This is a genomic window from Flavobacterium granuli (assembly GCF_900129705.1).
GTDB lineage: Bacteria > Bacteroidota > Bacteroidia > Flavobacteriales > Flavobacteriaceae > Flavobacterium > Flavobacterium granuli.
In genome coordinates this window covers 1-26,175 of record NZ_FQWO01000008.1, presented here as the reverse complement: position 1 = coordinate 26,175, position 26,175 = coordinate 1, and the positions used below count along the sequence as shown (strand labels likewise).

Here is a 26,175-nt window from a genome sequence, read left to right as displayed (position 1 = left end):
ATCGAAAGCGTCCTATATCTACTCATATTCACAAAGAATCGCTTTCCTGATTTAGGACAGGCTGCCGATTCTTTCTTGATTCATTTTTTCCTGCTTTTCCAATGCATCAATCAAAGCCGATTTGACCAATGTGAAAGCATAGTCTTTCGCTTCGGCAAAAGAAATAGCATATTTCCGCTCGATATTTTGAAGATTTTCAGGAAAGGAACTCAATAATTTATCATAATAAACATCCAAAATATCCGGAGTTGGCATTTCAAAATGGATTTGCAGCTGAAAACGTCTCAAAAGCGCGCTGTCAATAATTTCAGGATGGTTAGTCGCACAGAGCAGCAAAGCATTTTTAGGATAATAATCAATGAGCTGGATAATCGTATTGACCAACCTTCTCATTTCTCCCACATCCTTATCATCACTCACGCGGTCTTTAGCAATCTGATCAAATTCATCGAGAAAAAGAACCGCATTTTCTCTGGCTGCTTTGTCAAAAACCTGCTTTATATTTTGAGCTGTTTCACCAATTCGGGCACAAACTACATTACTCAAATTAAGGATCAGAATGGGCTTATTCAGTGCGTTTGCAAGCGCTTTGGCCGTAGTTGTTTTTCCGCAACCAGAACTCCCGTACAACATTATTTTATTGTTAGTTGTCAATCCGTATTTAGCGAGTTCGGCTACATACTTATGCTCTTTGACCAGCTGCAGCATCTTTTTCTGATTCAGTTCATTAAGAAAAACAGTATCGAGAGAAACCACCTCCTTGTCGTTGATAATTAGATCAAATATATTCATTGTGGTAATTAAAAATTCTTGGCGGCAAATTTAAGAAATAATAGCGTCTCTTTTGTCATCTTAGATGCTAAGGCTATCCATTCCTATTCATCGCAATGCAAGCCAAATTATTTTACTTGGCCTAAATACTAACCGCCAAGACTTTTTTGCTCTATTCCTATTTACTGATTGAAACATAACTGATTAAAAAAACAATATTTTACATAGCATTTCCTTAAATAATAAAGCCAGTCCTAAAAAACGGACTGGCTTTGTGATTCACATTGTTTATTTCCAACCACCACCTAAATCCCTATACATATAAACGGAGGCATTGAGTTGTTCTTTTTTAGTTTCAATCAATTCCAATTGGGATTCTAAAGCATCGCGCTGGGTCATCAGCACTTCAAAATAGTCGACTCTGGCCGATTTAAACAAATCATTTGAAACTGCAATAGACTTATGCAACGCTTCGACCTGTCTGGATTTCAAATCATAGCTTTTTTCCAGATTCGAAATTTTAGAAAGCTGGTTGGATACTTCCAGATAAGCATTCAAAACAGTCTTGTCATAGTTGTACAAGGCTTGCAATTGTCGGGCATTGGCATTCGCAAACTCGGCTTTAATCGCATTTCTATTGATCAAGGGCGCAGCAATATCGCCAACTAAGGAGTACAAAACCGATTCCGGAAATTGAAACAAATAGGACGGTTTGAATGCATTCAATCCTAAACCGGCTGAAATAGCTACTGATGGATAGAACTCCGCACGGGCCACTTTCACATCGAGCTTAGCTGCAACCAACTCCAGCTCGGCCTTTTGGATATCGGGACGATTAGTCAATAATTGTGCTGGAATTCCAGTCGGAACAACATTGGCGGTCAAACTCAAAAAACCACTGGCATCTCGCTTAATCTCTTGCGGATAACGGCCTAATAAAAAATTGATTCTGTTTTCGGTCTCTCTTATCTTTTGCTGAATCACCAACTCGACATTTTGCGATGCCAATACTTCCGCCTGAAATTTCTGAACGGCCAATTCCGTTGTTTTTGCCGCCTCTTTTTGGGCTTTTACAATTTCTAAAGCACTTTTTTGTAAGCCAATATTTTGCTTAACAACAAGCATTTGACTATCCAGAAAAAGCAACTCATAATACGATTCCGATACCTCGGCTATCAAATTAGTCAAGACAAAATTTTTGCCTTCAACAGTAGACAAATACCTACTCAGAGCTGCTTTTTTGGCATTTCTTAATTTTTTCCAAATATCGATTTCCCAATTAGCACAGGCCGCCAATTTAAAATCCCCCAAAGGATCCGGCATTTCATGGCCCGGACTGATCTCTGTTGAAGCATCTCCGGCACCTTGACTGGTATACCTTCCCACCTTCTCTAGCCCGGCTCCGGCTTTTAGCCCAAGCATGGGCAACAAAGCGCCTTTGCGCACGCGAATATCGTTCTTGGCAATTTCAATTTCCTGCATCGTAATCAGTAACTCCTGATTGTTTTTTAGAGCCGTATCGATCAAATCGACCAAATTCCGGTCCTTGAAAAAATTTCTCCAAGACACAGCTGCCACATTCGTGCTGTCGTTATGGTTCCCATAGAATTCGGGAAGAGCTACAGGAGCTGCAGACCCGGCAATCTCCGGAGCCTTACAACTTACAGCCGCCAGGCAAATCCCCAGCGGAATAAGATAGTGGTATAACTTCATTTTATTCATTGTTGTTCAAGTATTCGGTAAATGGATTTTCGTCTTCATGTTTAGAAAGCTTATGCTTTTCTGAAATTTTTGCAAAAATGTAATACAAACCCGGGATTATCAATACCCCGCAGACTGTACCAATAAACATTCCTCCCGCTGCGGCAGATCCCAGTGTTCTATTTCCTATTTTACCCGGATCAGAAGCCACAGTCATAGGAATCAGACCGGCAATAAAAGCAAAAGAGGTCATCAAAATAGGGCGGAAACGCACAACGGCGCCTTCCATTGCGGCTTCGAGTACTGACATCCCCTGACTGTGTTTTTGGGCGGCAAATTCTACGATCAAGACCGCATTCTTTCCTAACAAACCAATAAGCATAATAAAAGCAACCTGAGCATAGATATTATTGGCCAGTCCAAATAATTTCAAACAGAGAAAAGCACCAAAAATACCCGCCGGCAAGGACAAAATAACAACCAATGGCAAAATAAAACTCTCGTATTGAGCCGCAAGAACCAAGTAGACAAAACCCAGACAAATTAAAAAGATGTAAATCGCTTCATTTCCTCTGGCAACCTCATCGGCGGAAATACCTGCCCAATCAATTCCAAAGCCTCTTGGAAGCGTTTTGGCCGCCACCTCATTGACCACCTCAATGGCGGTTCCGCTACTATATCCAATAGCAGGAGCCCCACTAATTTCAGCAGCATTGTACATATTATGTCTGGTAATTTCCGAAAGTCCATATACTTTTTTCATTTTCATAAAAGCCGAAAAAGGCACCATTTCGTCTCTGTCGTTTTTGACATACAATTTCAAGATATCTTCTGGCAAGGCTCGATATTCAGGCGAAGCTTGTACAATTACCTTGTATTGGCGGTCGTATTTAATAAAATTGGTTTCATAATTACTTCCAACTAAGGTCGATAAAGTATTCATCGCATTCTCGATACTCACCCCTTTTTGTTGGGCCAAATCATTATCAATATCAAGCATATATTGCGGGAAACTCGCGCTATAAAAAGTAAACACCGAACTCAGCTCGGGACGTTTCTTCAATGCCGCAACAAATTCTTTACTGACGCTTTCCATTTTTTTATAGTCGCCAGAACCTGCCTTATCCAACAATCGCAGCTCAAAACCTCCTGCTGCCCCATAACCGGGAACAGCCGGTGGCTGAAAATACTCAATGGTAGCCCCTGAAATTTTTTTGGTTTCTTCCTCTAAGGTTTTAATAATTTCTTCCACATTCTGATGGCGGTCTTTCCAGTCTTCCAAGTTAATTAGGCAAGTTCCTGTATTAGCACCAGTCCCTTCAGTCAAAATTTCATATCCTGCCAAAGCCGAAACCGATTTTACTCCGGCTACTTTTTCAGCTACTTTTTGAAGTTTTTCGGCTATCTGATTGGTCCTTTCTAAAGAGGAGCCCGGAGGAGTTTGAATAATGGCATAAAACATCCCCTGATCTTCACCCGGAATAAATCCTGACGGCAAACTGGTGTTGATGAAAAATATACCCGCGCAGAAAAACAACAAAACACCCATCGAAACAGATCTCCTGTTGATAAAGATTCCCAAGACTTTTTGGTAGCCCGAGGACAAATGATTGAACTTGGCATTAAAACCATCCAAAAATCGATTCATCAGGTTTTTAGGACGCGCTTTCCCATGGGTATTTTTCAACATCAAAGCACACAAAGCCGGAGTCAAAGTTAAAGCCACAACGCCCGAAAGAATAATGGCTGTAGCCATAGTAATCGAAAACTGTCGGTAAAAAATCCCCACTGGACCCGACATGAAAGCAACGGGTATAAAAACCGCTGCCATCAGGAAAGTAATCGCTATAATGGCTCCTCCTATTTCCGACATTGCTTTTTTAGTCGCTTTTCTGGCCGAAAGATGCTCTTCCTCCATTTTGGCATGCACCGCTTCAATCACTACAATGGCATCATCTACCACAACTCCAATGGCCAATACCAGCGCAAACAAAGTAATCAGGTTAATGGTAATCCCAAAAAGTTGCATAAAAGCAAACGTACCAATTAAAGAAACCGGAACAGCAATGGCGGGAATAAGAGTAGAACGCCAGTCGCCCAGAAACAAGAACACCACTAATCCCACCAATATAAAAGCCTCAACCAGAGTGTGAATTACTTTTTCAATTGAAGCATCTAGAAATTTAGATACATCATAACTGATTTCATAATCCATGCCTTTGGGAAAAGATTTTTTCAAGTCCTGCATCTTCGCTTTTACATCTTCAATCACCTGACTGGCATTACTTCCATAGGATTGTTTAATGGTAATTGCCGCTGATGGCTTTCCATCAATACTGGAATAAATATCATACATCGAACTTCCAAACTCAACATCGGCTACCTCTTTCAATCGCAATAATTGGCCATCAGGATTAGATCGTACCACAATATTTTCATAACCCTCCTTACTAGTATACCTCCCTTTATATTTCAAAACATACTCAAAAGCCTGAGATCTTTTACCGGAGCTTTCTCCTGTTTTACCGGGTGAAGCTTCTAAACTTTGATTGCTCAAAGACTCCATAATTTCTTCGGCTGATATCTTGTAGGCCAGCATTCGATCGGGTTTCAACCAAATTCGCATCGCATAATCCCTATTCCCTAAAATATCGGCAAAACCGACTCCGTTGACACGCTTTAAATCAGAAAGAATGTTGATATCGGCATAATTGTACAGAAATTTTTGATCTGTTTTGGGATCTTTACTAAATAAATTGACGTACAACAACATATTAGGTTCCTCCCTGGTGATTTTCAAGCCTTCCCGTACCACTAATGGAGGTAATTTATTGATCACAGAAGCGACACGATTTTGAATATTAATCGCAGCCTGATTCGGATCGGTTCCCAGATTAAACACCACTTGTACAGAAGCCTCTCCATCATTACCGGCATCAGAGGTGATGTACTTCATTCCAGGAACCCCATTAATCGCTCTTTCAAGCGGAATAACAACTGCCTTAACCATCAATTCTCCATTGGCGCCCGGATAATCAGCAGTAATATTCACTTTTGGTGGTGAAATAGAAGGGAATTGTGTGATTGGCAAAGCAGTCATTGCCAATACTCCCAAAAAGACGATGACTAACGATATCACTATCGACAACACGGGTCTTTGTATAAATTTATTAAACATTTTATATTTTTTTAATCGTTAAAATGACTACTCCGCTTTTAATCGCAACTGCGCCAACACTCCTTTTGGATCTAGATAATCATAATGAATCTTATCCTTATCATTGGCTTTTTGAATTCCATCCAGCACGATCCTTTCGTTGGCCGTTATTCCGCTATCCACAACGTATAAATCTGGCATTTCCCCTTTTATGGTAATTTCTTTAGATTGAATGATATGCTGCTTATTGACTACAAATACATATTTTTTATCTTGTATTTCATAGGTCGCTTTTTGCGGAATAATCAAAGCCCCTCTAACAGGAACACGCATCATCACCTTGCCCGTTTCGCCATTTCTCAACAATTTATCCGAGTTAGGAAAACTTGCCCTGAAAGCAATATTACCGGTCTCGTTATCAAATTCACTTTCAATGACTTCTATCTTTCCTTTGTATTTTAATGGTTCCCCATTGGCCAAAAGCAAGCTAACGCTGCTGCTCCCCCGATCACTTTTATGCGTTTGATAAGCTATGTATTCGGGTTCAGAAACATTAAAATAGGCAAACATTTTACTATTATCCGACAGACTGGTCAACAACTCCCCTTCATCAATAAGACTGCCTAATTTTTTAGGAATGCGGTCGATGCTGCCATCAAAGGGCGCTCTGATTTCAGTAAAGGACAAATGCAGTTTTGCCAATGCTACTTCGGCTCTGGCCTGCTCTAACTTGGCCTGCGCCAAAGCTTGTTCGTTTTTTGAAACTATGTTTTTATCGGCTAATGCTTTAGAATTTTGTAATTCAATCTCAGCGGCTTTGGCTTCAGCCTGTGCTTTCAGCAGTTCGGCCTGATACATGCCCGGCATAATCCGAAACAACAGCTGTCCTGCTTTTACAAATTGCCCTTCATCAACATAAATGTTTTGCAGATAGCCTTTTTCCTGAGCGCGAATTTCAATGTTTCGCACGGACCGAATTTGCGAAACATATTCTTTGGTAAACGAAGTGTCAATAAGCACGGGATTAGTGACCGTAAATTTAACTGCGGTTTCTTTGTCTTCTTTTTTAGTTGTACAACTTATTAAACACAACAAGGCAAGACTACCTGTGAACACAATTATTCTCTTCATGATATATAAAAATGGAAATTAAGCGATTAAATGCACGGAATTGAGCAATTCCTTTTGAACAAAAAAGCCATCAGTTGCCAGAGAGTATAATTCTGAACTGTCAAAAAAAGACGCTATCATAACTGCTTCTGAATTCTGGACGAATTCAAAAAAAACAGCTACAATAATAAAAGGATATAAAAATAGTTTAGCCCGCTCTATGGCGTTCATAAACCATAATGCATGTGTAAACAATAGTGAATAGAAATCTTTACATTAAACCTATAGCATCCCATCTTTGGTAACTGATGTGCTATAAATCAAATTCTTAAAACTCTTTGTTTAATGTAAATAGGGTTGAAATAACCGCAAAAGGACGAGAAGATTTTAATCCGATTGCTGTAATCCTTAGCAACAAACGAATGTAGAGAACTAAAACAGATACTGTGGCTTAGGGTTGCCACTAGCTTGGCAGTTCCATCGGCGGAATTAGAATCCGTATGGAATTCTTCATCCAAATCGATGTCAGCTTGATCTATCGACAAACTGCTCTTAGCGGGATTTGAAATTTTTAATTCTTGTTTCTCAGCAAAATTATGATCAAAAGAACAGACTGTTGTGATAGGATTATTGGCCGCAAATACATGTTTCCCGCCACATAGCAGCAGAAGACTTAAGTAGATGTAATACACAATTGTTCTCATTTCGAGGGCGAAGTTAACGACAAAGTAATTTTGTTTTGTAAAATTTAACTTTTTTTTTAATGTCAGTTGTCTGCCAATATTGAATTTGTAGAAAATGGAACACGGCTGAGACCGATTTAAAAGGATAAAACGGATTTACATACATAAATCAGCAAAAATCCGCCTAATCTGTTTCATCCTTCTGCCAATATTGAAACTAGTCCGCTAAACGGATAATGATCGAGGAAAAAGCGAAGCGCCTTTGCGCTCTTTGCGGTTAAAAAACAACTATAATTCATGAAGTCGTGGCAAAACCTTCAAAGCCTATACAACTCATCGATTTTTACAACAGCTCGCTTATAATGAACCCCTATTCTCCCACACAATCTATGGCCGCAAATTTATACTTTACCCGTTCAAAATCGATAGGTACGCCTTTGACAAAATAAGAAGCCCCCATAGACGTTTCAATTTTCCCATTGCCTAAAATGAGTTCACCGTCTCGCTTTAAAAAGGCCATTGGATTTTTGTATGTTATTTTTTTATTTGTTCCCTCGATAAATGTATAGCTGGCAAATAAGGTATCACCGCGAAATTCCCCGGCAATTTCTCCAAGCTTTTTGGGCATATTAAAAACTTTCATAACCATATCACCTGTTATGGTACCGTCTTTCAAAGTATTCATTTTAAAATCAATTGTATCTTTTTCATACAACGCCCTATAACACTGCACCTTTATCGGTTTTTCGACAGAGACCACTTTGGGATTTTCATTTTTTTTACAGCTTTGGAATCCAATACAAACCAACAGCAAACAAAAAAGACCTGGATTTTTCATAATAAAACAGATTTAGTTAATTATTGTGGCAATAGCTGATGCTAATTTACGCATAAATCAGATAAATAATACCATTCAAACCAATAGACATTTCTTATTTAACCCGCAAAATCTTATCCATCTTGCGCCCTTTGGCCAACTCATCTACCAGTCGGTCCAAATACCGGACCTGCTGCGTTAATGGATTTGCTATTTCTTCTACCCGATAGCCACAGATCACTCCTTTAATCAGATCCGCATTAGGATGTATTGTCGCCTGCTGAAAAAACACTTCGAATGTTGCTTTTTCTTCAATGAGCTGCGCCAGCCTTTTTTTATCAAAAGCGGTCAGCCATTCAATGACCTGATGGAGCTCTTCTGCTGTTCTCCCTTTCTTTTGCACCTTGGCAAGATAATGTGGGTATACTGATGCGAACGTCATTTTTGCAATACGTTCATCCTGATTATTTGTCATTTTCCATTTATTTAGTCACTACTATCTATTAAAAAACATTGCCGTTGTTTGAAGAAGTTCGGTCTCAGCAGTCTTTAAAAATGGCCTTTGCTTTAATATCAAAATACTCGCCAAAAAAAGACTTTTCTGACTTTCAAGTGGCTGTTTTTTTGATTAGGGGTATATCATAAGGAATATAAAAGCAAATAAATTAACCAGAAGCACCACCCCATAAACAATATTAGACTTGCCTTTGCTTAACGACAACATTACGGTAAAGACGGACAAGGCCAACAGAACAATCGACTTAATATCAAGTCCCAGAATAATCGGCATATCCATCATGATACAAACTGCTGCCACACTCGGAATGGTTAGCCCAATACTGGCCAAAGCGGAACCCAAGGCCAAATTGATACTGGTTTGCAGTCTGTTTTTTCTAGCCGCTATAATAGCCGCAATGGCTTCAGGCAATAAGATAATTGCCGCAATCACAACCCCGACCAAAGTTTTTGGTAAACTATAACTAACAATAATACTTTCAATCGTAGGAGAAAGCGTTTTTGCCAGTAACACTACAATGCCTAAACTCACCACAAGAAAAATTAAACTGGTAAAGAAAACCCTGTTATTGATCAGTATAGGCTCAGCCACTTCCTCATTTTCATCGGCTCCAATGGTGAGAAAATATTGTCTGTATCTTCTGGTTTGCGCAAACAGAAAAGAGCTATAAATAACGAGACAGGCACCGGAAGCAAAAACCAGTTGGGGTACCGAATAATAAGATCCCTTAACACTTTCTGTGAAGGTGGGAAACACTAATGTAAATACGATAATCGAAACCAGTGAAACCAATCCAATGGTGACTGAAGAGGCCGAAAAATTCTGCTCATAATGTTTCAACCCTCCTATCAGAAGACAGAATCCAATAATACCGTTAAGAATAAGCATTGTGGCAGCATAGACCGTATCCCTGGCCAGCGAAGCTGCTGCTGAGCCCTCAGACATCATGAGCGATATAATAATTGAAACTTCAATGACTGTTATCGATATGGCTAAAATAATGGTTCCATAGGGTTCTCCTACTCTTTCTGCGATGATTTCCGAATGATGCACGGCCGACATAACACTAAGGATAAGCAATAGGCTTGCAATAATTTGAAAGATGCTGCTGTTGTCCACAAGTCCGCTAAAAAATAGAATCCAGGACAGTACTGGAATGATGATGGTCCACTGAAGTAATTGTTTCATTTTTTTTATATATAAGGCTAAAATAATATTTTAACACTAATTCTTACGATAAATTGGCTTTTTTATTCCCTCTAAACGACATTCCATAACCAACAATCACTTCTCACGGTCATCCTGAGCTGAGCTTTTGTCGAAGAGCCGAAGGGCCGAAGAACACTTCTCACAACCCACAACTCAGCTTCCCTAAAAAAAATGGGCCAAAAAAGAAAAATCTCCTTTGGCCCACCTCATATATTCTCACTTCTCACGACTCACGACTCACTAATTATCCAGCACCTCATAAGCCGAATTCATACTCTTAAACTCCGGAACAATTTTCTTCATCTTAGAAACAATACCCTCACTGTCAAAAAAATTGGCAATCGCAATCAGTTCGTCAATATCACGATGCAACATGTCAAATTCATCCTGAACATCCTCAGCAATCATAATTTTCTCATGATGGGTCGCCAATGTCTTTGAAGTATCATTGAGCAATTCCTCATACAATTTCTCTCCGGGACGCAAGCCTACAATCGCAATCTTTATGTCTTTGTCAGGAACAAATCCGGCCAACTTAATCATTTTTCTGGCCAAATCAATAATTTTAACCGGCTTCCCCATATCAAAAATATAGATTTCCCCTCCCTTACCCATGGCCCCCGCTTCCAATACCAATTGGCAAGCCTCAGGAATAGTCATAAAATAACGGATGATATCGGGATGTGTAATCGTAATCGGACCGCCCTCAGCAATCTGCTTGCTAAACAAGGGCACCACTGATCCATTGGAACCTAGCACATTTCCAAAACGGGTAGTAATAAACTTAGTCGCTTTCAAACATTGCTCTTCCTTACTTTTCAAATGCAGGCTTTGAACGTATTTCTCCGCAATCCGCTTACTGGCTCCCATGACATTACTCGGATTCACTGCCTTGTCAGTAGAAACCATCACAAACTTTTTAACCCCGTACTCACAGGACAAATCGGCCAGGTTTTTTGTCCCTTCGATATTAGTCAAAATCGCCTGCGAAGGATTCTCCTCCATCAAAGGCACATGCTTATAGGCCGCAGCATGAAAAACAACCTGTGGGCGGTAGCTCTCAAAAACATGACGTAAGGCCACTTTATTTCTGACATCAGCAACTACACTGTGTATTTCTGAATCAGAAACGACACGCTCAATCTCTAAAGAAAGATGGTGCAAAGGGGTCTCGGCCTGATCCAGGATAATAATTTTTTTAGGGTTAAAACCCAATACCTGTCTTACAATTTCGCTCCCTATAGAACCCGCCCCTCCGGTAATTAAAATGGTTTTATCCTTCAACTGCTTAGAAATCGACTTACCATCCAATACAATCGCCTTTCTTTCCAGCAAATCTTCAATTTGTAAATTCTTTACTTTTTTCGAAATTTCCTTCTGATTTTCCCAATCGGTAATCCCAGGCACTATATACACCTTGTAGTTAAACTCCAAACACTGATCCACAATAACCATCTGCTCTTCCTTACTCAAGCCCTTATCGGCTATAATAATTCCTTGGGCTCCAACGGATCGCATCAGCGTTGGCAACTTTTTCTTCTGAACCAGAATAGGCAGGTCCAACATTCGCTTGGTCGAATTTTGATTTTTTCTGTCCACAAATCCCACAATCTTGAAACGGCTTGGACTTTCTAATTTCAAAGCGTTCGCTACCGAAATGGCATTCGCATCCGTGCCATAGATGAGGGTACGAATCAATTTAACATCGTTTTTCTCAGCAATATAATGCTCAAAAGTTTGCTTCACAACAACCCGATATAAAAACAAACCACAGAAAGACAACACCATATTGATAAAAAAAGCGGTATTCAAAAAAGCCTTGGAACCATAAAAAACTTCAAATAAAAAATTTAAAATTAAGAACAATACCAAAACAGACATTTGCGAAAACAAAAGCTTAACCGCATCAATATAGGAAGAATGCCGGATAATACCGGAATACGTTCGAAACAACCAAAAGAAAAATAAATTTACACCAAACAAAGCGGTGACAAACAAACCACTGTCTGCTGTCAAAATATAATCCAAACCTGTACCCCTGAAAATCAAAAAAGTAAAAAAGAAAGCAACAACCAAAACGGTGAGATCCATGATCACAATAATCCACCGCGGCAGATAACCCAGACTGTGGATATTAAATCGTAAGTTGGCTCTGGAAAAAAAAGCAGAGGCCTTAGATGATGGATCAAGATGCTTATGACTACTCAAAATGCTTAGGTATAGGTTAAAAAATAAATTGGCTTTAATTTACCAAAAATAATCCTAAAAAATTTAAAAAAACACAATGGCATTAATTTAATTCAAAAAAAAAAATCTTCTTTAAAAAACACCCCTCCTTAGTTCCTTTAGAATCAACCTACTTCACAAACAAAAAAAGACAATCAACAACCGACAACGCCTCACGGACTATTGACCAAAAAAAGCCTTCACTGTCACTGCAATCCGATCTCTTTCTTCATCAGTCAAATTAGATCCCGAAGGCAAACACAATCCCTCCTCAAACAAACGCTCGGCCAACTGCCCTCCATAATAAGGAAAATGCTCAAAAACCGGTTGCAAATGCATCGGTTTCCACAAGGGTCTTGATTCAATATTAGCCGCTTCAAAAGCCAGTCGCAAAGCATCTCGATCAATTCCTTTTTCGGCATTAGCCGCAACTAAGATCGTACTCAACCAGTAATTCGCAAAATAATCTTCATTGGGGACGCTAAAAACAGTTACCCCCTCAATGCCCTTGAATAAATCCACATAAAAAGCATGCATCTTTCTGCGCAAGCCTACATGCTCGTCTACTACTTCCATTTGACCGCGACCAATAGCCGCACAGATATTACTCATCCTGTAATTATACCCTATTTCATTATGCTGGTAATGCGGACTGTTTTCTTTAGCCTGAGTAGCTAAAAAAATAGCTCTTTCTTTTAATTCCTTTGTGCCACACACCAGAGCACCCCCGCCTGAAGTGGTTATAATTTTGTTCCCATTAAAGGACAAGACAGCTACATCTCCAAAACTGCCACAGGCCTGTCCTTTATAACGACTCCCAAGAGCTTCCGCACTGTCTTCCAAAAGAGGAATTCCATAGCGATCAGCAATAGCCCTAATGGCCTCCACTTGATAAGGAACACCATACAGATGCACTGCAATAATGGCTTTGGGTTTTTTGTTTTTTTTTATTTGATCCACGATAGCCTCTTCTAATGCTATCGGGCATAAATTCCATGTTTCTGACTCACTATCAATAAAAACAGCTGCCGCCCCAAGATATAATATCGGATTGACAGAAGCCGCAAAAGTAAGACTTTGACAAATTACCCTATCCCCCACTCCAACGCCCAAAAGAATCAATCCCAAATGAATGGCCGAGGTTCCTGAATTTAATGCCGCAACAGAGCCCGAAACCAAATACTGCTCCAACTGAGACTCAAAAGCTTCAATATGGGGACCAACAGGCGCAATCCAATTCGCATCAAAGGCTTCTTTAATATACTCTTGTTCACTCCCCCCCATATGAGGGGACGAAAGCCAAATCCTATCTTTATGCATCCTCGGAAAATTTTAAGAAAGCAATAACGCTTAGATGCTAAAATAATAAAAATACTCAAACGATGCACCCCTTCTCTGCGCCAACTCAATTGCCCTAGTCTCCTAAAAAATTGTCCTGATTTTGGCGGAAATATGGTCTTAAATAAAACTAAAAATAGTTTTTAATTTGGTGTACAGCCTAAGTTCGCCATAGCTATCAAAGCGAATTTTAACCGCAAAATGCCTTAGATCAAAAAATCAGCCCGTCTGGCGGCAGAATAGCCTTAGATCAAAAAGTATCAATTATTCCTTGCCTCTTTTAATATTTTGCAATGTCAAAATATATTTATCAATATACAACTGCCTTTCTTTGGATTTGTATTGCTGGATGTAGCGCGGATGCTCCAGCACTTGCATGCGTTCAAATAACTTTTCTTCTTTATTGATCTTATCGATAAAACTGGCATTTTTTTTCCCCAGCACATAAACCTCTGAAGTGTCCAGTCCCAAACCAATATGGTTTTTTAAAGAAACAATTATAAATTCTTTTAGCATTTCAAAAAGAGTTGGATCATCATAATAATTGGCATTTAACCATTTGCCCTCTTTGGTTTGCCGAACCAGAGCCAAAGGAAACGGAGAATTGATATAAAATTCTTTATAGAAATCGTGTACCCCACCATAGGCAGCAATCATATCATACATGAATACCGAAGAAATTTCATGTGTATGAACCGACTGCATTTTGATGCCGCAAACACTTTCCAGCCGCTTGGTATCGGTAAACGGAACACCCGTAACTCCTGCTCCCTGACGGCTTGGGTTAATTCCTATAATAAATTTTCGCCGATCACAATCGTTATAATATTTATGATAAAACTGTTGCATCACCTCCATAGTCTCTGAATTATCCAAATAAGGATTCAATACACGAAAACCATTTGGCAACCCAGCCGAATAGTCTAAATGACGGTTGAAATCAATCACTTTATCAGCAAAGGTTTTTAACATAAGCTTTTGGCATTTTTCTGATATTAACTCTATATTCTCAATTGTCTCGTAAAATCACAACCGAGAACAGACAACTCACAACCCACAACTCACGATTCACGACTCACGATTCACGATTCACAACTCACAACTGAGAACCGACAACCCACTTCTCATGCCGATAATTATCGGGCCTCGGCTGTTCGTGCTGCGCACGCAACGAAATCCTAGCTATTAGTGGCTGTTTATTTATTTTTCGGGTGAAGTCTTATTTCGGAATTCTTCACATAAACTATTAAATTCCCATTGCTATCAAATATTTTCAACTCTTTCATATTTCCGTTTTCATCTTCTTCTTGAATACGCATCCCCCCATCAACATTACTGATTTTTATCCCATAATTATAACCAACACTATTGGAATAAAAATAAGTAGTTGTTATAGAATCCTTTTTTATTTCTTTCAATTCTTTTACGAAACCTTTGTGATTAGAATATGAATATTTGGTAGTTATAAATTCATTTTTTTTGTAAACATTCTCGTATCTATCAAATCCTACTAATGCTCCAGATTCGTTATAGGTTTTGCACTGTGTGGTATTTCCATTAGAATCATAATCCCATTCCGTACTTAAAAAATATTTGTGACCTACTTTCCGTCTGTTATAGAGTTTTGTACATTTTCCAGACTCATTATACAGCCGTTTTTGTCCATTTATTGTATCAGCTTTTCTTATTTGATAATTTTCTGTCCTGTTTTTTTTCTCATCATATACGTAGATTAATTTCCCTATTGTATCGCCTTTTTGATCAATGTCTGCAGAAACATATAATCTATCTGTATCAACTTCAATAACTGAGTGAGTTTTTCCGCTTTTTAATATGCTGCCTGATATGGCATTTGAAATATTATTTTCCGTTGTAATAATCTTTCTTAGGCTGTCAAGATAGCTCACTAAGATTTTCTTATTAATAGTGTCTTTCTTATTTATTTCATAGGCTGTAATAGTCTGCTTATAATATGGTTTAGATTGACTTATTGCGAATAATGGCATTAATAATAATAAAAATTTAATCTTCATTTAATCGATTTTATGGTTAAATAATACAAAAGTATGCTGGTCTAGTAAAGATATCAATCCAGTCAACACTGTCGCTGTTATGAAATGCGGCAATGTTTGATTTCTAATTAGCTAAGCCTATTTCATCTAGAACTTTTTAATAAAAATACATCAAAAATGTATTGTTTTTACTTTTAATAAAAACGTTTTTTGAGTCAGGAGACTTTTAGGACGATTTCGTTTGCAATACAATAGTAAGATTGCGCAAAATCAGAAACTTTGCAGCGGATCCTTATAGTCCTTTAGAATTACAAAATAAAAAGGAGCTGATCAAAATAAATTTTGATCAACTCCTTTAGAAAACACTAAGCTACTAACTTATTGAATAAGGAACCTAATGCATTAAATTACCAACCTGGATTTTGCACCAGTTTTCTGCTGTTTGTAATCTCAGATAATTGAATTGGGTACAAATACATAGCCCTGTCAAATTTTCTAGGTGCATTATCAACATTTATCTTCTGGAAAAAAGTTAAATCATTGGCATTACCATCCATATTCATTCCTGTAAAAAACCCTCCCTGCATTCCTTCCGGTTTATCAGCTATCATCCAACGACGCACATCAAAATAACGTTGACCTTCGGTAAATAATTCTACTCTTCTTTCAGCAATAATAGCATTTCTCATGGCGTTTTTGTTGCCTATTACTCCTGTTTTGGTTCCATTAGTCTGCATTGTGGCATAACCGGCTATACCAGCTCTTTCTCTCACAAGGTCAATGTATTTAACAATGTCCGGATCACCTGGATTAATTTCATTTAAAACTTCTGCATACAATAAATAAAAATCTGCCAAACGAAAGATAATCGAAGGTCTAAAAACACTTCTAATCCCTGATGCTACAGTAGGATGAATCGTTCTATTGGAGTTTTTATAACATAAATAACCCGTCTTAGGGAACCCGCCTAATCGATTGTCATTGTTTGCAATTCCGCCATAGCCCGGTAAAGGTGCCGGAGCCTTAGATGAAGGAACATCTCTGGCAAACAAAACTTTGGTTACTTTAGATGTGGCTGGAGTGGTTCCTTGCAAACTTGGGTTAGAAACTACATCATGCCAGCTTTTTCCCTGATAAGTAACAGCAGCATAAAAACGTGGTTCTCTATTGGCGTATGCTTTTAAAACATTAGAATCCGTCATATAGACTGTTACGCCACTTTTCACAAATCGGGTAGCAGGGTTTAACACGTTTGTAAAACCTGTTGCCTCATAAGTTGAACCGGCATCAGTAATAGCCAAACCGTTTTTCATGAAAAAAGCATCTACCATTTCTTGGGTTACACCAAGGGTAGAGCCATTACTGCCACCAGCGACAACGGTGATGTCTCTTGGCGTTTGTGCGGCTTCAACAGTCCCCCAACTTTGTACAGGGTTACCCCAAATGATTTCTTTGTTGTATTTTTGAAATAATTCATAAATATTAAGATTAGGGTCATTGGAGGCACTTTTGTATAGTTGATAGTTTCCTGCATCGGCATAGGTTAACAAATCTTTTAAAGCATCCTTGGCTTTTACCCATTTGCCTGCATCATAATTTTGAGGGAATAATTTCTTCCCGTCATGGTTTGTCAAAGCCATTCCCTCAGCAAAACCTCCATTGTACAAAGGAGATGCTACTAAAACCAATAATTTTGCCCTAACTGCCAAGGCAACCCCTACAGTGGGTATTGCCAAACGGCTTTCTTCAAAACCACTTGCTACAGTAGTGGAAGTTCTTGTAGGATCAAGATCCGTGATGGCAATCGCTAAGTCTTTCTCAATTGCAGCAACTACCTCGTCAACTGAATTCCTTTCATAATCGGAATTAGGATCTGAAGCACTGGCTATATCCTCTAAAACGGGAACCGGACCGTATTGTTCCAAAAGAAGATAATAAGAGTAGGCTCTCATAAAATAGCATTCTGCTTTAAGACTTTTTAATTCGGCTTCACTCACATAGTCCGGATCCCCCACTTTACCAATAATTTTAGCATCTCTAATATAAATACTGGCTGTTCGGATTGTTCTGTAAAGCGCTTGCCAGCGATGGGAAGCTGCAGAAAATGAGGTATACCCCTGCACTCCGATATTTTGTAATGTCCCATTGGCATTGTTGCTTAATTCATCGCTCATCGAAGCCCAAGGGTTGCCTAGCCCGCCAGAAGCAGCTGCTGCATAATCAGAATAATTGGGCATCGTAAGGTAAATGGATCTTTGAAATCTTCGCGATTGCGCTGGATCGGTAAGGATGTAATCTTTGGAATCCGAGGCCGAAAAACCGTCCTCAACACTCAAATAATCGGTACAAGAGGATAGCCCAAAAAAGGAAACCAGTACGATTAAAAATTGGGAAATAGTATATTTTTTCATTTGATTTTTTTTTTTGTTAATTAAAATGTTACATCTAATCCTATGTTTATAGTCCTTTGAATAGGATAGGCTGAACCTCCCTGTGAGCCTCCCAGCTCAGGATCCCAATACTTAATTTTATCCCAAACAGTCAAGTTGGTTCCCAAGACATAAACTCTGGCCGCAGTAAATCCAAAAAAATCCAATTGTTTTCGCTCTAATTTATAACCAATTTCTGCATTTTTCAATCTCAAAAAACCGGCATCTCTCAGGAACCAAGAACTTCTTCTGATATCGGATTGATTCGTATTGTTTATTTGCAAACGAGGAAGCAAAGCATTTGGGTTTGGATTTTCTTCTGTCCATCTATCCAATGAAAAACCTTTGGTGGAAGTGGTCAGTGGATCAGATCCCGCAAAAGGAATCATAAAACTAGGGTCTAAATAAGCCGTCGCATTAGCAACACCTTGAAAAAAAGCACTTGCATAAAAGCCTTTATAATCAGCGTTTACACCAAAACCATAAATAATTTCAGGATTAGACGGTTTAGCTCCAGCTACATGCTTGGTCCAGTCAAATTCATTAATTAGTCCGTCTCCATTCAAATCCGCATATTTAATATTCCCCGGATATACATTACCTAATCTTGATATTGGCAATCCCGCTTTTAAACTATATGTTTTAGCTCCTGTTACAGCATTAGTGACAATATCAAAATCATCATTAGTATAAAGTCTTTCGGCAACCCATCCATCAACCATGCCCAATCGCGTTCCCGTAGAATTTTGATACCATTCAGCTCTAGGGATTTCATCCATCTCTATTATTTTATTTCTGGCAAACGTAAATGTCCCTGTAGCTCCAATACCAAAGTCATTTATCTTTTTGTTAAAATTCAAACTGGCATCAATCCCTTTATTGGATACTTTTCCAAAATTTTCGAAAGGATTTTGTTGCAAACCAGCCGCCTGACCTACCGTAGTTCTTTGCAATAAAATATCATGTCTTAGGTTGTCAAAATAATCAACGGTAAAACTTAAGGCATTGTGCCAAGCCGTAATGTCAATTCCAACATTTCTTTTTTCTTCTATTTCCCAACGAATATTTGGATTAAAAGCCTGTTTCTCAAATATTAAATTACCAGACGAATTAGTTCCCCCTGACGAAGTAATCCCCAGATTAAGTGTGGTCCCGGACCAGTTTAAGTTTTCTTTATAAGGGAATCTTGTATTAGAAACCTGATCATTACCGGTTCTACCATAAGAGACACGTAATTTTAATGTCTGGATTCCAACGGATTGTATTAGATCACCTATTTTATATTCGTTTGTCAGCATATAACCCAAGCCGAATGCAGGGAAAAAGCCATATCTATTTTCTGGTGCAAAATTTTCACTACCTGTAATACCAAAACTGGCATCGGTAAAATATTTGTTCCCATAGGCATAACTCAATCTCCCCACAGCTCCTTGCTTCTTGTAAGGATAAGGTTGTCCCTGTACTTGGCTTTCTTTTTGATTTAATAGAAATAAACCAGAAAGCACATGATCTTCCCCTAATTTCTTACTATAGCCCAAAGAGGTTTCCATGTAGATTCTTTTGTTCCCGCCGGCAAATCCTCCTCCTGTCTCTTCTGTAGCTGTATTCGCCCCATTAATAACCTTTTTCATGATCAAATCTCCATTCAAATCCCTGGAATCAGAAAAATACTCGCTCGGGTTTCTTACTTTATTAACTACTGATGTAAAATCGGAATCAAAACTTGTTCTGATTTTCCATATTAAACCTGGTATGGCTTTGAACCTTTGTTCTAATCCTATATTCGTTTGCAGCGATACCCTATATTCCTTGGCATAACCTCTAAAATTGAGTTGCGTATAGGGATTGGCATAGTTGCCTCCTGCATTAAATCTGGACGGATACCCATTAGAATAGATCATGGGAATCAAATGGGGCGCTGAACGCATCATCGATTGAAAGATAGTACTCGTACCAGTACCCGGATAATTAGTGGTAAGGTATTGACCGGATAAATCCACACTTAATTTAGTGGTTTCCGATATGTCCATATCAATATTGGATCTAAGATTAAATCTTTTAAGTCCAATATTTACATCATATTTGATATTTTTATTAAATTCATTATAATCAACCGGATTAGATAGAAATGCCCCTTCCTCATTGTAATAGGAAGTCCCTACAAAAAAGCGCATTTTATCTCCCCCTCCTCTGAAATTGAGAGAATATTTTTGATTTGTAGCCGTTTTTTTCAACATATCCATCCAGTTTGTACTTGGGTATAAATCCGGATCTGCCCCGCTTTCATATAAAGCAATTTGCGCATCCGTTTTATACGGAATAAATGATGACGTATTAGGATTCCCTTCCGTATTCCATTTTGCCTCATTGTACAATCGCAACCAGTCACCTGAACCTAAAAAAGGCATCACTCGGGTTGGGCTATTGAAGGAATTATCCATCCTGAAATCAATGGCGGTCTTTTGATTAAGCCCTCTTTTAGAGGTAATAAGAATAACACCATTCGCTCCTTCAGAACCATACACCGCAGTTGCAGAAGCATCTTTTAATACGGTGAATGTCTCAATTTCTTCAGTGCTGATATCTGACATGTTACGAGGCACACCATCCACCAGGATTAATGCCTTGGTACCACCGGCAAAAGAACTAATCCCTCTAATATAAATTTCGGCATTGTCATAACCTGGTTCCCCACTTCTTTGAATTGCATAAAGACCGGCGACACGCCCAGCCAATGAGTTGTTAAGACTTCGCCCAGGCAACTGCAATTGTTCCCCTTTTATCGAAGAAATTGAACTAACCACTTGAGCACTTTTTTGCTTACCATAACCAATCACTACCTCATTCAAAGTCGTATTCTCCTCCTGCAACTGAATTACAATAGAAGCTGTTCCATTACCCAAAGCCACTTCCTTAGATACATATCCCGTATAGGACACAACTAGAGTACTTTTTAAATCAGGCACTTCAATCGTAAAATCACCATCAAAATTTGTTGCCACCGACTTTTTAGTACCTTTCAAAAGTACTGTGGCTCCAACTAAAGGCACCCCCTTTTCATCGACAACCTTACCTTTGATTTGCTTTTGCACTACCGTAATAGGAATAATTTCTTTTTCCTTCAGTATAATATGATTCCCTTTAATGGTATAAGTTAGTGGCTGATCCTTAAAAATAAGAGCCAGCGCCACTTCCAATTTCTCGTTCTGCAATGAAAGCTTAATTTTTTTAGCAGCTGCCAATTGTTCTTCTCCGTACACAAAACTATAATTAGTCTGCTTTTCGATTTCCCGAAAAACGGTCAACATGTTTTCATTTTTAAATCTAAGATTGACTTTTTGAGCCATTCCAATAGCGCAAACTTGCAAGCTGGCTGCAAACAGTAAGACGGTGGTTATTTTCATCTTTAATGCTGTTTTAAATTTCAGCTTTCGTCGCATAGGCGAAGGCTGTAGAATTGAATTTAAATTCATAACTTTGGTTTTGGTTAATAATTAATACTTGTGACACTTGTATGATTGAGCTAACCCCTATTTTGCCGGAAGTGCGACCAACACTTTCCGGCTTTTTTTTTAGGAAAAACCCAACTTTCTTGTTTACGGCAAGGAACTAAAAAAAAGAATCTGCCTTTATTTTTTATTGAATTCCATTACTGTAATTTTATTTCCATCGATTTTAAAACGTACTAAATCAGTCAGCTCCATTATTTTCAACAATTCAGAAATGGGTACCGTTCTTGATATTTTCATGACAAATGAATAATTGATATTTCCTTTATATACTACATCAATATCGTAGTATTTAGAAATCTGACTCATGATGGTTTGGATGTTCGCTCCCTCAAAATAAAACTGTCCTTTTTTCCAGGCCATCACTTCATCAATATTAGCATTATCAATTAATTTCAAGGCTTCTGCTCCCAATAACTGCTGTCCTGGTTTAACAATCAAATGATCTGCAATGCCTTTATTTTTCTTGCGCTCTACTTTTATACTTCCTTCAATTAGGGTAATTTTAGCAATAGACTCGTCGGCATAAGCATTAATATTAAATTGCGTTCCTAATGCCTGGGTTTCAAGCCCGCTGGCCATTACCTTAAATGGCTTAGCTGGATTTTTGGCCACATCAAAGAAAACCTCACCTGTCATTTTCACTTTTCGATCAATCCCTACAAATTGAGAAGGGTAAGTCAATGAGGAACCGCTGTTGAGCCAGACTTCGGTTCCATCGGCCAATACTAATCGTACAGGCTTACTCCCATTAGGAACAAATAAGGTGTTTTCATTTACCACATTAGATCTAGTCTCTTTTTTGCCTTTATAAATTATTTGCCCATCGTCTGTTTTTGTTACCTCAACATCACCATCGGTAGCCAGCTTCCCTTTTGACACCTCTTCCAAAACAATTTTCTTTCCATCCCCGAGAGTCAGAATCGCCTTATTCGATTCTGGAGCCTTGATGTCTTTACCAAAACGTTCTTCTTGCGATAAATTGGCAACCAATGCTTCATCACTGCCGCTAAAAATCGAAAACCAATAACCACTACTCGCTAACGTAATTAAAACAACAGCTGCAGCAACCCATTTCATCCAATACGAATACGGTCTTATCAAACCACCCTCACTTTTAGAATTCAAGGAAGTTGCAATGGTTTCCCAACCGGCATCTTCATCAAATCCATATATTTTTTCTAACTCAGTCGCAACCCATTCTTTGTTGCTAAGATTTTCGAATACTTTTTTATTGGAATCTGATGCATTAACCCAATCTTCAAGAACAGTACGTTCACTGTTGTCCAGTGTCCCATTCAGAAACTTGGTTATTAACTCATCTATTTGAGGTTGTATTTTTGGCATAAGCTTCCCTTTGGTTTAATATTATACAAGACTAACACGAGCAAAATGTTTTTTTAACCATCCTAGAAATCATTTTTTTTTAAAATAGTTCATATATAGCTAACAATAAGCCCTTTAAAAACAAAAAAAATACTGAATAAGCTCAGTATTTTATGATTTTAAACAACAGATTGTAATAAACATTTATCCTAAAATGAATGAATGAATGAATGAATAGATTGTGGCTTTTACTGTATAGATTGAGAAATATACAGTAAAAGCTATTTGGTTTTCTCTATGCCTCAGCTTTGCTTATACAACATCAAAGACAGCGTATTCATCAATAAAACGGCTGAAAACATATTTTCATGATGCAAAGCCAATCTAATTTTCTGCAAAGCTTTGGTCTTTTGGTTTAAAACAGTTTGAGGGCTTATCTCCATTTCTGCAGCAATATCCGCCGTGCTTTTGCCTTCTATAAAGATCGATTTAAAAACCTGCTGGCATTGATTGGGTAAATTTTCCATTTCGGCATAAATAGTCTGCAGCACTTTGGCTGTTATCATTTCCTGCTCACCAAAGGACTCTTCGAAAGGTGATAAAGCTATAATTTTCTGATGCGATTTATGATGCCGTTTTTCCTTCCTCAAGAAATCATAGCAAGCATTTCTGGAGGCTGTAAAAAGAAACGATTTTATATCCGAAAGATTATCGAAGTCATCTTTCTTTTGTAGTAGTTTTAAAAATGTTTCAGTAGAAATATCCTCCGCTTCCTGTGAGTAATGAACCAGTTTTTGATTAAAATAACATAGCGGACGATAATAAAGCACATACAACTTTCGGATCGCAATCTCATTGCCATTCCTAAAGCCTTCTAAAAGATCGATATCATTATTTATATCCAAAATAAAGTTTGCTTATTTATTTGTAATTGCCTATGTTAAACTTCCAAAACTCAAAAATAAACAAATTTACATTCCGTAGCTATGCTTTTTAAAATAATTTAATAATTATTTTTTTATCTTAAAAAAACAAGACTAAAGTCCTTATTTTCATAAAAAATATGCGAATACAATAATTAACAAACAACTAGTGTAGTACAATACAAACTGATCTGCTTGCTCTCTTCTAACTCACAACCCACAACCGACTTCTCGATACAATTTTATAAAAATGCTATCGCTATTTTATAAAATCACTCGAAGTGACGTTTTTTACATCGAAGCCTCTCGACTCCGCTCGAGGTGACACTGTGGATGTTATATCATATTGCTTTTTTTGGTAAAAAATTATGCCTCGAAGTGACGGAAGTTATTTCGATTTTTATAGTCGTCAGTTCGAGTGTTTTTGGTTTTGAAGATCAGGAATTAAAGGACAATCAAGTTTAAACCAAAAATGTATCGAGAACCCTGCTTAGACATTCACGTCTCACCAAAAAAAAAGGTCAAAGAAGAAAAAATCCCCTTTGACCCACTACATATTCTCTATATTCTGAATTCTCTCGTAAAATCACAACCCACAACTTACTGTCATCCTGAGCTTGTCGAAGGACACAACTCACAACTCACTGTCATCCTGAGCTTGTCGAAGGACACAACTCACGACTCACGATTCACGATTCACATCTCACCCCCCCTTACTTTTTCAAATATTCTTTTGCTGTCAAAACGGGAAGAATTGATTTTTTGAAATCTTTTTTATTTCGTGTTATAATTAAATCCAATTCATTCTCCAATGCGGTATGATATTGAATCGCATCTTCAAAATCTTTAAAATCAGAAACTAATGCTAATTCCAAAATCTTATCATCTAGAGCTAAGACCTCAACCAAAACTTTAAACTTGATCAGAATTTTTCTGGCTTGATCCAACTTATAATTTCTAGCTAATAAGTAATGAGTATTAGCCACTGTCAAAGAAGAAATATAAAGCTTAACTTTATTGTGATCCGATAAAGTAAATAATTCTTGCGCTTCCTTATAAAATTCTTCTCGTTTAGAAAGTAAATCTAAAACGATATTCGTATCAACTAATATTTTATCCATCAAGAATATTTTTTAGATAAGTAATCCGAATATTCTTTTTTGTAATCTTCGCTTTCAAGAGAAATAACCCCGGTAAGGCTTTCCACTAGCGGACTCACCTTAGTTTTTTCCGTATTTTTTTTCGTCAAAGACAAAAGATAATTTTCAATAAGCTTCGAAAGACTCACACTATTGCTTTTAGCATAGAATTTTGCTTCTTCAATTACATCCTGGTCGATATTTAATGTCAGTTTCGTATTCATAATAATTAATTTACGTGTAAAATTAATAAAAACACACGTAATAAGAAAATATTCAACCAAATATATTTCCGTCACCCGCAAGCCTCCTGAGCTAGGGAAACGATATCCGAAGTTCGATATACGATATTCGTTGTCCTATAGACGGTTAACGATGGGCAAACAACGATAACCTTGCTTCTTGACTCTCACAACCGACAACCCGAGACTGAACACTCATCTCACGACTCACAACTACCATTGACGTTTTTTACATCGAAGCCGCTCGACTCCGCTCGAGGTGACACTGTGGATGTCAGATCATATTGCTTTTTTTAGAATACAAATTATGCCTCGAAGTGACGGAAGTTATTTCGATTTTTACAGTCGTCAGTTCGAGTGTTTTTGGTTTTGAAAATCAGGAATTAAAGGACAATCAAGTTTAAACCAAAAATGTATCGAGAACCCTGCTTAGGCATTCACTTCTCACGATTCACGATTCATAACCCACAACCGACTTCTCGATACAATTTTATAAAAAGGCTATCGCTATTTTATAAAATCACTCGAAGTGACGGAATCAACCGATAACTGAGAACCGACAACTCACTTCTCACAACTCACGATTCACGACTCACGACTCACTTCTCACAACTCACTTCTCACGACTCACAACTGAGAACCGACAACCCACTTCTCATGCCGATAATTATCGGGACTCGGCTGTTCGTGCTGCGCACGCAACTCTAACTGTTATGAGACCTCCCTTCTTTTTATCGCTTTGGTTTTTTCCTTTTCGTACTGCGTTGGCTCTTTTGCAATTTTGGCTTTGTGCGGTTGGTTGGAGCGAATTGCAAATGTGCCACCAAAAGCATGGACTATTCTTGTTGCTATTTTAATAGTTTCCGTTTTTCAACGTCCTGCAATATACCCATTTGTTGGATTGCAATTTTATTCAGTTTTATCAATCGTTCTTTTTGTGGAATTTTTTCGTTGATGAAAACAGCGTTTATATTTTCCATATTTGACAAACAAATCAGTTCGTTGATTGTCGCATAGTCACGGATATTACCTTTCAAATCGGGATTTACTTCTCGCCATTGCTTGG

18 protein-coding genes and 1 pseudogene are annotated in these 26,175 nt (G+C 38.1%); all 19 read right to left on the bottom strand.

The genetic code is table 11. From position 1 onward, the window contains the following. Window positions 1–51: 51 nt before the first annotated feature. Window positions 52–792, bottom strand: a complete 741-nt coding sequence (locus BUB25_RS11070) for an AAA family ATPase (protein WP_072944289.1) — start codon at window positions 790–792, stop codon at window positions 52–54. Between the two features lie 267 nt (window positions 793–1,059). Further along, on the bottom strand, window positions 1,060–2,493 hold the full coding sequence (locus BUB25_RS11065) for a TolC family protein (protein WP_072944286.1): 1,434 nt from the start codon (window positions 2,491–2,493) through the stop codon (window positions 1,060–1,062). Continuing rightward, complete coding sequence (locus tag BUB25_RS11060) at window positions 2,486–5,650, bottom strand: efflux RND transporter permease subunit (protein ID WP_072944284.1); 3,165 nt, start codon at window positions 5,648–5,650, stop codon at window positions 2,486–2,488. The genes BUB25_RS11065 and BUB25_RS11060 overlap by 8 nt, the downstream gene beginning before the upstream one ends. 27 nt (window positions 5,651–5,677) lie before the next feature. Beyond that, entirely contained in the window at window positions 5,678–6,760 is a 1,083-nt protein-coding gene (locus BUB25_RS11055; RefSeq protein WP_072944281.1) for an efflux RND transporter periplasmic adaptor subunit, read from the bottom strand. 299 nt (window positions 6,761–7,059) lie between these two features. Beyond that, window positions 7,060–7,443: a hypothetical protein gene (locus BUB25_RS11045; protein ID WP_072944276.1), complete on the bottom strand. Its 384-nt coding sequence runs from the start codon at window positions 7,441–7,443 to the stop codon at window positions 7,060–7,062. Window positions 7,444–7,792: 349 nt separating this feature from the next. Beyond that, the gene (locus BUB25_RS11040) at window positions 7,793–8,260 is read right to left on the bottom strand and encodes a hypothetical protein (RefSeq protein ID WP_072944274.1); all 468 of its coding nucleotides are present in this window, start codon (window positions 8,258–8,260) and stop codon (window positions 7,793–7,795) included. Between the two features lie 94 nt (window positions 8,261–8,354). Beyond that, entirely contained in the window at window positions 8,355–8,714 is a 360-nt protein-coding gene (locus tag BUB25_RS11035; protein WP_072944272.1) for a DUF2200 domain-containing protein, read from the bottom strand. 153 nt (window positions 8,715–8,867) lie between these two features. After that, the gene (locus BUB25_RS11030) at window positions 8,868–9,944 is read right to left on the bottom strand and encodes a calcium:cation antiporter (RefSeq protein ID WP_072944270.1); all 1,077 of its coding nucleotides are present in this window, start codon (window positions 9,942–9,944) and stop codon (window positions 8,868–8,870) included. Window positions 9,945–10,205: 261 nt separating this feature from the next. Further along, window positions 10,206–12,173 carry a polysaccharide biosynthesis protein gene (locus tag BUB25_RS11025; protein ID WP_072944268.1) on the bottom strand — a complete coding sequence of 656 codons (1,968 nt, stop codon included), beginning with the start codon at window positions 12,171–12,173 and terminating at the stop codon, window positions 10,206–10,208. 198 nt (window positions 12,174–12,371) lie between these two features. Then, window positions 12,372–13,511 (bottom strand): DegT/DnrJ/EryC1/StrS family aminotransferase, encoded by a 1,140-nt coding sequence (locus BUB25_RS11020; RefSeq protein WP_072944266.1) that lies wholly within the window; start codon window positions 13,509–13,511, stop codon window positions 12,372–12,374. 282 nt (window positions 13,512–13,793) lie between these two features. Then, window positions 13,794–14,501, bottom strand: a complete 708-nt coding sequence (locus BUB25_RS11015) for an SMUG2 DNA glycosylase family protein (protein WP_072944264.1) — start codon at window positions 14,499–14,501, stop codon at window positions 13,794–13,796. 224 nt (window positions 14,502–14,725) lie between these two features. After that, window positions 14,726–15,562: a hypothetical protein gene (locus BUB25_RS11010; protein ID WP_072944262.1), complete on the bottom strand. Its 837-nt coding sequence runs from the start codon at window positions 15,560–15,562 to the stop codon at window positions 14,726–14,728. 386 nt (window positions 15,563–15,948) lie between these two features. Further along, on the bottom strand, window positions 15,949–17,952 hold the full coding sequence (locus tag BUB25_RS11005; protein ID WP_072944260.1) for a RagB/SusD family nutrient uptake outer membrane protein: 2,004 nt from the start codon (window positions 17,950–17,952) through the stop codon (window positions 15,949–15,951). Between the two features lie 20 nt (window positions 17,953–17,972). Then, window positions 17,973–21,443 (bottom strand): TonB-dependent receptor, encoded by a 3,471-nt coding sequence (locus tag BUB25_RS11000; protein WP_072944258.1) that lies wholly within the window; start codon window positions 21,441–21,443, stop codon window positions 17,973–17,975. Between the two features lie 156 nt (window positions 21,444–21,599). Next, window positions 21,600–22,826: a FecR family protein gene (locus BUB25_RS10995; protein WP_072944256.1), complete on the bottom strand. Its 1,227-nt coding sequence runs from the start codon at window positions 22,824–22,826 to the stop codon at window positions 21,600–21,602. A 281-nt stretch (window positions 22,827–23,107) separates the two neighbouring features. Further along, window positions 23,108–23,710, bottom strand: coding sequence for an RNA polymerase sigma factor (locus BUB25_RS10990; protein ID WP_072944253.1), 603 nt, complete (start codon window positions 23,708–23,710; stop codon window positions 23,108–23,110). A gap of 731 nt (window positions 23,711–24,441) precedes the next feature. Beyond that, window positions 24,442–24,849, bottom strand: coding sequence for a type II toxin-antitoxin system VapC family toxin (locus BUB25_RS10985; protein WP_072944250.1), 408 nt, complete (start codon window positions 24,847–24,849; stop codon window positions 24,442–24,444). Continuing rightward, entirely contained in the window at window positions 24,849–25,091 is a 243-nt protein-coding gene (locus BUB25_RS10980; protein WP_072944247.1) for a DUF6364 family protein, read from the bottom strand. The genes BUB25_RS10985 and BUB25_RS10980 overlap by 1 nt, the downstream gene beginning before the upstream one ends. An 866-nt stretch (window positions 25,092–25,957) precedes the next feature. Further along, window positions 25,958–26,175: pseudogene (locus tag BUB25_RS10975) on the bottom strand (KilA-N domain-containing protein); the annotation flags it as partial.